11 protein-coding genes are annotated in these 8605 nt (G+C 68.2%); 1 reads left to right on the plus strand and 10 read right to left on the minus strand.

What is annotated here, in order from left to right; genetic code table 11:
- The 7 genes from AC1DS3_RS32310 to AC1DS3_RS32340 all read right to left on the minus strand — a co-directional run.
- The coding region (locus AC1DS3_RS32310) for an amidase (protein WP_477128758.1) at positions 1–1194 on the minus strand (1194 nt) is incomplete at its 3' end.
- 299 nt (positions 1195–1493) lie between these two features.
- Complete coding sequence (locus tag AC1DS3_RS32315) at positions 1494–1775, minus strand: hypothetical protein (protein WP_477128755.1); 282 nt, start codon at positions 1773–1775, stop codon at positions 1494–1496.
- Positions 1733–2206, minus strand: coding sequence for a c-type cytochrome (locus AC1DS3_RS32320; protein ID WP_477128756.1), 474 nt, complete (start codon positions 2204–2206; stop codon positions 1733–1735). Before AC1DS3_RS32320 ends, AC1DS3_RS32315 begins: the two co-directional genes overlap by 43 nt.
- Positions 2203–2724, minus strand: a complete 522-nt coding sequence (locus tag AC1DS3_RS32325; RefSeq protein WP_441636451.1) for a methylamine dehydrogenase light chain — start codon at positions 2722–2724, stop codon at positions 2203–2205. The genes AC1DS3_RS32320 and AC1DS3_RS32325 overlap by 4 nt, the downstream gene beginning before the upstream one ends.
- A gap of 19 nt (positions 2725–2743) precedes the next feature.
- Positions 2744–3331, minus strand: coding sequence for a methylamine dehydrogenase accessory protein MauD (mauD, locus tag AC1DS3_RS32330; protein ID WP_150984382.1), 588 nt, complete (start codon positions 3329–3331; stop codon positions 2744–2746).
- Between the two features lie 7 nt (positions 3332–3338).
- A complete protein-coding gene (locus tag AC1DS3_RS32335; protein ID WP_441636449.1) occupies positions 3339–3962 on the minus strand; it encodes a MauE/DoxX family redox-associated membrane protein in 624 nt (207 codons plus the stop codon).
- A complete protein-coding gene (locus tag AC1DS3_RS32340; protein WP_441636447.1) occupies positions 3959–5113 on the minus strand; it encodes an amine dehydrogenase large subunit in 1155 nt (384 codons plus the stop codon). The genes AC1DS3_RS32335 and AC1DS3_RS32340 overlap by 4 nt, the downstream gene beginning before the upstream one ends.
- Before the next feature lie 538 nt (positions 5114–5651).
- On the opposite strand from AC1DS3_RS32340, the gene AC1DS3_RS32345 reads away from it, so the two are divergent.
- Positions 5652–5828: a hypothetical protein gene (locus tag AC1DS3_RS32345; RefSeq protein ID WP_170301757.1), complete on the plus strand. Its 177-nt coding sequence runs from the start codon at positions 5652–5654 to the stop codon at positions 5826–5828.
- Between the two features lie 72 nt (positions 5829–5900).
- Here AC1DS3_RS32345 and AC1DS3_RS32350 read toward each other — a convergent pair whose 3' ends face one another.
- From AC1DS3_RS32350 to AC1DS3_RS32360, 3 genes are all read right to left on the minus strand, one after another.
- Positions 5901–6263 carry a translation initiation factor Sui1 gene (locus tag AC1DS3_RS32350; RefSeq protein WP_441636445.1) on the minus strand — a complete coding sequence of 121 codons (363 nt, stop codon included), beginning with the start codon at positions 6261–6263 and terminating at the stop codon, positions 5901–5903.
- A 130-nt stretch (positions 6264–6393) separates the two neighbouring features.
- The gene (locus AC1DS3_RS32355; RefSeq protein ID WP_441636443.1) at positions 6394–7260 is read right to left on the minus strand and encodes an isocitrate lyase/PEP mutase family protein; all 867 of its coding nucleotides are present in this window, start codon (positions 7258–7260) and stop codon (positions 6394–6396) included.
- An 879-nt stretch (positions 7261–8139) separates the two neighbouring features.
- Positions 8140–8605: DUF480 domain-containing protein (locus AC1DS3_RS32360; RefSeq protein WP_477128757.1), on the minus strand; the 466-nt coding region annotated here is incomplete at its 5' end.

The following is an 8605-nucleotide window of genomic DNA, read 5'->3' on the forward strand; positions in this document are numbered from 1 at the left end:
GGGCTGGTTCACATCGAATGGGAAGACTTGCGCTGTCGGCACCGCGATGTAGTCGAACTGCTTGAACACGCCAAGCAGCGCTTGATACCAGGCGCTGCGTTCCATGCTGGCGGCATAGACGTCGCTTGCGTTGAGCTTGAGCATGCCTTCGATCTCCCAGATCGCGGAGTCCTTGAGCAGCGCGCGCTTGGCCGGGTCCTGGTAGAAGGGCAGCATGCCGTTGCCGACCAGGAAATGACGGTGCACCAGCCAGGTCTTCCAGAGCCGTTCCGGCGAGAACGGGGGCTTGATGGCTTCCACTTGCACGCCAAAGGCCGGGAAGGCGTTGAGGGCATCCTCGCACAGCGGCAGGATGCCGGCTTCCATGGGCAGGTAGCCGTCCCAGTCGCCCAGCCATGCCACGCGCTTGCCCTTGAGGTTGGTCTTCAGCACGTCGGCCACATTGGCCGGGGTGAGCGTGGCCAGTACCGGGTCCTGCGCGAGCGCCTGCGGCGTGCGCGCATCGGGGCCGGCCTGTGTGGCCAGCAGCAGGGCCACGTCGGCGACGGTGCGAGCCATGGGCCCTTCGTAGCCGAGTTGCTGGATAAAGACTTCCGGGGCGGGGCCGTAGGGCACGCGGCCGGCGCTGGGGCGCATGCCGTAGACGTTGCAAAAGCCGGCMGGGTTGCGCAGCGAGCCGCCGAAGTCGCTGCCGTCCGCTACCGGCAGCATGCGCAGCGCCAGCGCGGCGGCCGCGCCGCCGCTGCTGCCGCCGGCGGTGCGGCTTGCATCAAAGGGATTGCGGGTGGCGCCGTAGACGGGGTTGAAGGTTTGCGAGCCCAGGCCGAACTCCGGCGTGTTGGTCTTGCCGATCAGCACGGCGCCGGCGGCGCGTGCGCGCTCCACGATGATGGCGTCCGCCGTGGGCACGTTGTCCCGGAAGATGGGTGAGCCGAAGGTGGTGCGGATGCCGCGCGTGAGCGCCAGGTCCTTGGGGGCTTGCGGCATGCCGTGCATCCAGCCGGCTGAGCGGCCGGCGGCGAGGGCCTGGTCGCAGGCGGTGGCTTCCTGCAGCAGCACTTCCGGCTCGCGCAGCGCGACGATGGCGTTGGCGCCGGGATTTACCCGTGCGATGTGGTCCAGGTAGGCCGCCATGACTTCGCGGGCCGACAGCTTGCGGGCATGGATCTCGCGCGAGAGTTGCCAGGCCGGCATCATGACGATGGGATTCGGGCCGCTAGCCGTGGTGGCGGGGCCGGATGCGCCCGGTGCGCCGTGCTTGCCGGCGGGGGGCGCCGCGCTGGCGCTGCTGGTAGTGACGCCAGCGGCGATGCCGGCTAGCGTGGCGCCTGCCAGGTGGCCCAGCAAATGGCGCCGCGAAGGTTGTCCGGGGGCGGGGCCATTGACGGCGTTGCGCGCATTGCCGCTATCACGGTCTGTGTTGCCTGTGGGGGTCATCGTGTCGTTCCTCGTTCCGGTTTTTTTTGTCCCGCGTCTTTGTTTGCGTGAGTTTGTCACATTGGCCCGGCGCTCGCGCGAGCGGTCTTGTCCGGCGCCGGCGTCGGGCCACTGCCCAGGATCGCCGCGCGGTGCGCGCTCACGTCGTCGAGCGGCTGGCGGCGATAGCGGCCTACCTCCTCGGTGCTGAACGCCTGCACGTCGTTGTGGCCGGTGAGCGCGGGCATCAGCCAGTTCATCAGCCCGGCGATCTCCGCGTCGCTCAGGGCCGAGGCCGAGGTGCCCGGCACCTGGATCAGGAACGCGCGCCCGGCCGGCGTGGCAAGCAGCAAGGGCACGGTACGGCGCCCGGGGTCTTGCGCTCGGCGCGCGCGCGGGCCAGCGTATCGGTGTTCACGGCCGGCTCGGGCGCGCCGTTGCTCACCGCCAGCCACGACAGCACGGCGGCCAGCGAGGCATCCGGCAGAGTGGCGAAGCTGGGCATGACGCCGTTGAACGACTGGCCCTGCGACTGGATCGGGCCAGCGAGGCCGTGGGTCAGCACATTGGCCAGGTAGGCCTGCCCTGCCGGTGTGGCGAGCCGCTCGCGCAGCGCGCCGGCCAGCGGCGGCGCCACGCCGGCGATGCCGGAGGCATCGGCATTGTGGCAAGCGGCGCAGTGCGTGCCGAACAAGGCCTTGCCCTGGTCGGCCAGCGACTCGGCCAGGGCGATGCTGGCGGGCGCCACGCATGCCAGGCACAGCGCGAGATGTGTGAGAGACCGCTTCATTCCTGGACTCCGAGAATGATCGAGGTGGTGCAATGGAACATGGTGCTGTCGTTGCTCATGCACCAGTTCACATCGTTGTGCACGCCCAGCCGGTAGCCCGGCCGTTCGCGCTCGTTGGTGTTGCACTCGCAGCGCCCGCAGGTGGTCTTGCCGCAGCAATCGTTGTAGCTGACCATGTAGGCCCTGCCGTCGGCCGGGTTATGGCAGGTGCCGACCCACGACACGCGCGAGGGCTCGGTGCCGGGCGGGCAGGAGGTGGAAGTGCCGCCGCAGCATGCGCACAGAAAGCCATCCACCGCGCAGTACTTCCAGTAGTCGCACGCGGTTTCGTCCTGCGCTTGCGGGCCGGCGGCCTTGCTGCCGTGCGCTCTGGCCGCGTGCGCGCTGCGGTCGAAGGGCAGCACTGGCAAGGCCATGGTCCCCACCATGACCTTGCCAAGCGTGGCCAGCACGCTGCGCCGGCTCGTGCGCTGCGCCGCGCGCCGGGTCTGGCGTTCGAAGAATCGGTCCATCCACATGGTTTTTCTCTCCCTGCCTTCAGGCACGCGTTTCCAGGAACTGCTGCACCGAGCCCACGTTAAGGTCCATCGCGGTGAACAGGCTCTCCAGCTGCTCGCGCGAATTCACCAGGCCCTTGGCGCGCAGCGTGCCACGCTCGTCCATCAGCACGCCGTACGGCAGCTTGCCGATCTGCAGGTGCATGCCGAGCTCGGGCGACAGCACATAGGGGAAGGCTTCCAGCCCTGCCTGGCGCAGGAAGGCCAGGTGCTCGGGCTGTTCGCCGTCGGAGGCGAGCACCACGCGCAGCCAGCCGGCCTCGCTGGCCTGCATCGACTTGAGTACCGGCAGCAGCTTCTTGCAGACCGGGCAGGTAGGCGAGAGAAAGAACAGCAGCGTGCTGCGGGGCTGCGCGCCGCCCACCGCCACCGGGCCGCCGCGCACATCCTGCAAGGCAAAGGGCGGCAGCGCCTCGCCCACGCGCGGGCCGGCGTCGATCACCAGCGCGCCCATCGGCGCGACGCGCTCGAACAGGATGCCGACCTGGCGGGCCAGGGCATAGAAACCGAAGAGCAGCGCCAGCACGGCAATCCACAGCACGATATTGGCAATCACAAGGGCAGTCATGGGAGTCTCACGAGAGGGTGGAATGCGTAGGGTGGCTGGAAGCCAGGTGGCCGGTGCGGCGGGTAGCGCGGTCGGCATTGACCAGCAATTGCGTGGCGCCGAGCCAGAGCAGCAACAGCGCGAGCGCGCAGAAGCCGGCGGCCAGGGTGTCGAGCCGCGTGAACGCACGGGGTGCCGCGCCGGCCGCCAGTCCGGCCGCGGCGATGGTGGCCAGTACCAGCACGGCGAGCAAGCCAAGGTTGCGCAGCAGCAGGCCAGTTGATAGCCGCAGGTTGTCGGCGTCGCTGCCGCAGCCGCAGCGGATGTCGCGCCGCCCGCGCAGCAGGTTGATGCCCACCGCTGCGCTGGCTACCGCCACCACGCATGCGGCCAGCAGCGCCGCGCCCGGGTGCAGCGGCGCGGCAACCAGCGCCGCCAGGCTGGCCATCTCGGCGCCCAGGTAGGCAAGCGCTACCGGGCGCGACCATGCGTCGGGCACCAGCCGGTAGGCGCTGACGGCGCCCCAGAAGCCGGAGAAGTCGCGCAGCTTGGGCCACAGGGAGTGCGCCAGTACCAGTGCGGCGGCGGCGGAACATGCCGCCACCACGACCGGATCGCGCAACACGTCGGAGACCACGGCGGCGGCGCTCATTGATGCAGCTCCAGCTGCACCGCGTTCTCCGCCACCTGGTCCAGGCGCGCCACCGGCTTGAGGCCCCGGGCCGGGTCCAGCGACACCACGCCGGCCTTGGCGGCGTCCAGCACATACAGCGTCGGCCGCGGCCCTTGCGTGATGGTGAGCGCCAGCGCATTCTGCCCCGGCGCGCGGGCGATGCGCTTGTGCTGCGCCAGGTCGATGGTCCAGATCTCGGCGGCGGGGGTCTTGTGCGATCCCTCCTTGCTGCGCGGATGCATGCCCAGGTACAGGCGGCCCGTGGCCGCGTGCAGCGCGAACAACTGGTAGCCGCCCGGCTTCCAGCCCGCCTTGCGGTCCGCCGCGTCCACCACGGGCCAGGGCTGCGCGAAGACGGGTGTCTCGCCCGAGAGATCCGCGCTGTAGACGTTGCCGTTGAAGGACACGAAGGTCAGCGTGTTGCCCACGCGCTCGCTGTGCAGGAAGACCGGATCGGCATCGGGATCGAACATGCGCGCGCTGCGCTTTTGCCCGCTGGGCTGGCCGGCGGCGTCATGCGTCACCGTCAGCATCGTGCCGTCGCTGCACAGGGTGCGAAAACGCTGGCTGGACGCCTCGGTGGCAAATATGCCCCAGCAGCCTGGGGTTTGCGCCTCCGCCACGAACTTGCCGGCCTGCAGGTCGACGATGCTGACCGAGGTGGCGGGCGTGGCATTCTGCACATAGAGAAAATGCCCGTCGGCGGATACCGCGGCGATGCCCCGGTAGTTCAGTGACTGTGCGTGCTTGGGCGGGATCACGATCTCGCTGCGGTAGGCCAGCGTGGCGGTGTCGTACAGGCTCACCACATCGGCCCGCTCGCCGCGCGCGAGCCGCGTGTAGAACGTGGAGATCACATACAGCGTGCGCTTGTCCGGGGACAACACGCTCTGGCCGCCGAACGCGGTGGGCACCAGCCCAAGGTAGCGCATGCGCTTGCCGTCCACCACGTGCAGGCGCCCGTCCACCATGTGCTTGAACGCCACATCGGAGATGTAGAGCCGGCCATCGTCGGCGGGCGCGAGCGGCAGCACGGAGAGGGTTTCCGGCTGCAGTTCGCCGGTGTTGGTGGCATCGCTGGCGTGGCCGGCATTGGCGGCGGCGGCTGGCAAGGCTAGCACGCTCAACATCGTCGCTGCGGCTAATCTGCGTACCACGCCAGGCCGTCGGGTGATGGCCCTGGTGCTTACCTCGTTCACTGGATGGCTCCTTGGGATGCGCTTTGCAATGGGGCCAGTCTACGAACGGGGGCGGCGCGGGCGTTATCCGAAATCGGCAACGGCGGCACGGGGATATTCACCAATGCCGGCCCGGCTGCGTGGCACGCTGGTGTGTGCCGTCATGGTGGCCATGCGGTGCATGGCGCCCACACGGCGCGGCGGGCGCGCCTGCCCGCGGTGCGCGCCATCCGGCGCCACGGCGAACCTGCACGGTTGCTGTGCATGGAGGGCCATGTGGGGGGGTAATGCTCAGGCGCAGGCTTATCCGTTTTCGGAAACGGAGCAGAATGGGCAGTGGGGCTGAGGAGGGCGAAGGCGCCGCAGCCGGGGTGGCAGTAGCGGCGGCAAAAGCGGCGGCAAGAGCGGCTGCAGAGCGGCTGCAGAGCGGCGCCGGAGCGGCCCGAGGCTGCCACCATGCTACGATCCGCGCCTAATACGGAGAATGAAGATGTTTTATACCTGCCAGAACCAGTCGTGCCAGACGCGTTGGGACCCCAAGGACGTCACGGTCAAGGACGAAGGCCAGGGACCGCTGTTTCGCTGCCCGGTGTGCAACTCCCGCAACCCGGTCGTGCCCCAGCGCAAGTCCGACGGCACCATCGTCTACAAGCAGCGCACCCGCTAAGGGGCTGGCCAGGGGGCTGCTCAAGGCCCTTCATGGCCTTTCATGGCCCGTTGACGCGCCGGCCAGGGGCGCTCAGCCGCCGGCCCGCTTGGCGGTCATCCCGCGCTGCTTGAGTTTTTCCACTACCGTGTCGCAGTGGTCGCCCTGGATTTCGATCACGCCGTCCTTGACGGTGCCGCCCGAGCCGCAGGCGGCCTTCAGTTCCTTGCCCAACTGCGCCAGCGACAGCGCGTCCAGCGCCACGCCGCGCACCAGCGTCACTCCCTTGCCCTTGCGGCCCTTGGTCTCCCGCGACACCCGCACGATGCCGTCCCCTTGCGCGGCGGGCTGCGCCTTGCCGCACGTGCAGGCCGCCAGCGCATTGCCGCAGCCGGGGCACATGCGGCCGTGTTCGGTGGAGTAGACCAGCGAGCTGGCGGGTTTCGGGTGAGACATGACAGGCGTTCCGGGTGACGGGCTGGCTGGCGCAGCCCGGGGCAGGCAGCGTACGACAAGCGCTCGGCGCCTGCAAGAGGGCGATGGCGCATTTCAGGTGCCGCTTGCTGCCCTCGCCAACGGCCATGGCTCACTCGCCGTAGCGCTGCCCCTGCGCGATCAGCTCCGGCGTACCGATGACGCCGTTCAGCCCGTCGAAATCCAGCATGGCATCGCGCATCGGCGCGGTGGTGCCATGTTCGAGCAGGCTGCCGTAGTAGCGCTTCATCTGCGCGCCGATGAAGCGCACCACGCCACCCGGGAAAATCACGATGCGAAAGCCCCGGCCGGCAAGTTCGGCGGCGCTCTGCACTGGCGTCTTGCCACCTTCCACCATATTGGCCAGCAAGGGAACGCGCCCGGCAAAGTGCGCGCAGACGCGCGCCATGTCTTGCTCGGTGCGCAAGGCTTCGATAAACAGCGCGTCGACGCCGCATGCCACATAGGCCTCGGCGCGTTCGATCGCCGCGTCCAGTCCCTCGATGGCCACCGCATCGGTGCGGGCCAGGATCAGCGTGCGCGACGAAGCGCGCGCGTCCAGTGCGGCCTTGAGCTTGCCGCACATCTCGGCTGCCGCGACAACGCGCTTGTTGTCCAGGTGGCCGCAGCGCTTGGGAAAGGTCTGATCCTCGAGCTGGATCATGGCCGCGCCGGCGCGTTCCAGCGTGCGCACGGTCCGGATCACGTTGAGCGCATTGCCGTAGCCGGTATCGGCATCGACGATCAGCGGCAAGTCGACGCGGTCGGTGATCCTGCCGACGATATCCACCGTCTCGGTGGCGGTGGTCAGGCCCACGTCCGAGCGCCCGAGCTGCGTGTAGGCCACGGCGGCGCCAGACAGGTAGAGCGCTTCAAATCCCGCTTGCGCGGCGACCAGCGCCGAGAACGCGTCGTAGACGCCGGGCACCAGCAGCACGCGCGGTTGGCGCAGGCGGTCGGCGAGGGATGGAGTTGTCATTGTTGTTTTCGGTGTGGCCGCCCATGGCCGGCGTGGAAAACGCCGGCCATGGCGCTTGCCCTTCGAGGGGATGTGGTGCGGCATGATAGCGAATAACGAGCGAGCGCTCAGCCACTGGCGCGAGGCGCGCCATGTCCATACATTAGGGGGCGAAAGTGCCAGAGCGAAAGGTGCCCGGGCCTTCGTTGAAGGCGCTCACCAGGCACGCAATGTCTGCATCGGGCCCGGGTGCTTGACGGTGGGGCACTTGTGCGGCGCCCCCTTGCACACTGTCGGCGGCGCTGCCTAGCGCCCGACAGGGCTTCCGTAAAATGCACCAGTGCGGGGATTCGAAACGATGTAGGTATTGCGTCTTGCCCAAGTCTGGGCAGCCATGAAGACTTCGGGCTCGCGCTGGCTCCAGTCACTCGTCATGAGTGGTACAGCCTCCTGCTCCGTCGTGGCATACACGACGGCCTGGTGAAGGGCGGCCCGGCCTTGGCTTCCTGGAATGGTAATGGTGCGAATCGTCACGCGCATCGTCAAAGGCCTCAACGTGTTTGGACTGCAAAGTATGGCTGCCTTTCAAGGACAGTATTGTGACAGCGTAGTGTCCTGATCTGCCCTGGAAGGCTGTGCCATGGGGGCTTGGCGAAGCCGTGACAATCGGGTTTGCGGCCTCGCGGTGAATAGGGAGCATCCATGCCCGATCATACGCGCAAGCACTAATCGGGCCAACGACATCTGTTGTGGCGCGTCGACAGGCTGGGAACCGCCCGCGGCGCGCACCGAGGCCATTCGGTTTCAGGCTTTAGCCGGGTTCGTCGCCGATCCGAGCGAGAAATAGATTACCCGGCACATTTTTACCGGCTGGAGAATGCAATCTCCCAGCGCCAGCGACTAAAGCGCTGCTTTGTCGATCGCAATGCCGAGTTCGCCCGCCATGCGCTCCACCAGCGCCTGAAGCCGGTTCACCTTTTCCGCCAGTTCCTTTTGCTCGGCTTTGAGCGACTCGAATTCGGAGGGCGAGATGCTGTCGTCAGTGCCGCCGCGCTCGCCGATGTCATCGATGCTGACTTCGCCGCACAGCAGGTGCATCCAGCGGTTCTCACGTCCGCCGGGAGCGCGCGGCAGCTTGACGACGAAGGGTGGCCCGGCGGCGGCCAGCTCTTCCAGGAACACCTCGACCGACGAGATGTCGGCAAATGCGTGCAGGCGCGCGGAGTTCAGTCTCAGTTCCGCGGCCGTCTGGGGCCCGCGCAGCAGCAGCGTGGTGAGCAACGCGACCGACTGGCTCGGCACGCCCAGCACGCGTTTCATATTCTGCTCGAATCGCGGCACGCGGCTGCTGCTGCCTTCCATGGCC

The sequence above is a fragment of the Cupriavidus sp. 01L46 genome (genome assembly GCF_056399905.1).

Coding starts and splice junctions, on each gene's coding strand:
- AC1DS3_RS32340 (WP_441636447.1), bottom strand. CDS start 5,113: ATGTTGAGCGTGCTAGCCTTGCCAGCCGCCGCCGCCAATGCCGGCCAC.
- AC1DS3_RS32335 (WP_441636449.1), bottom strand. CDS start 3,962: ATGAGCGCCGCCGCCGTGGTCTCCGACGTGTTGCGCGATCCGGTCGTG.
- AC1DS3_RS32355 (WP_441636443.1), bottom strand. CDS start 7,260: ATGACAACTCCATCCCTCGCCGACCGCCTGCGCCAACCGCGCGTGCTG.
- AC1DS3_RS32350 (WP_441636445.1), bottom strand. CDS start 6,263: ATGTCTCACCCGAAACCCGCCAGCTCGCTGGTCTACTCCACCGAACAC.
- AC1DS3_RS32325 (WP_441636451.1), bottom strand. CDS start 2,724: ATGTGGATGGACCGATTCTTCGAACGCCAGACCCGGCGCGCGGCGCAG.
- AC1DS3_RS32320 (WP_477128756.1), bottom strand. CDS start 2,206: ATGAAGCGGTCTCTCACACATCTCGCGCTGTGCCTGGCATGCGTGGCG.
- mauD (WP_150984382.1), bottom strand. CDS start 3,331: ATGACTGCCCTTGTGATTGCCAATATCGTGCTGTGGATTGCCGTGCTG.
- AC1DS3_RS32345 (WP_170301757.1), top strand. CDS start 5,652: ATGTTTTATACCTGCCAGAACCAGTCGTGCCAGACGCGTTGGGACCCC.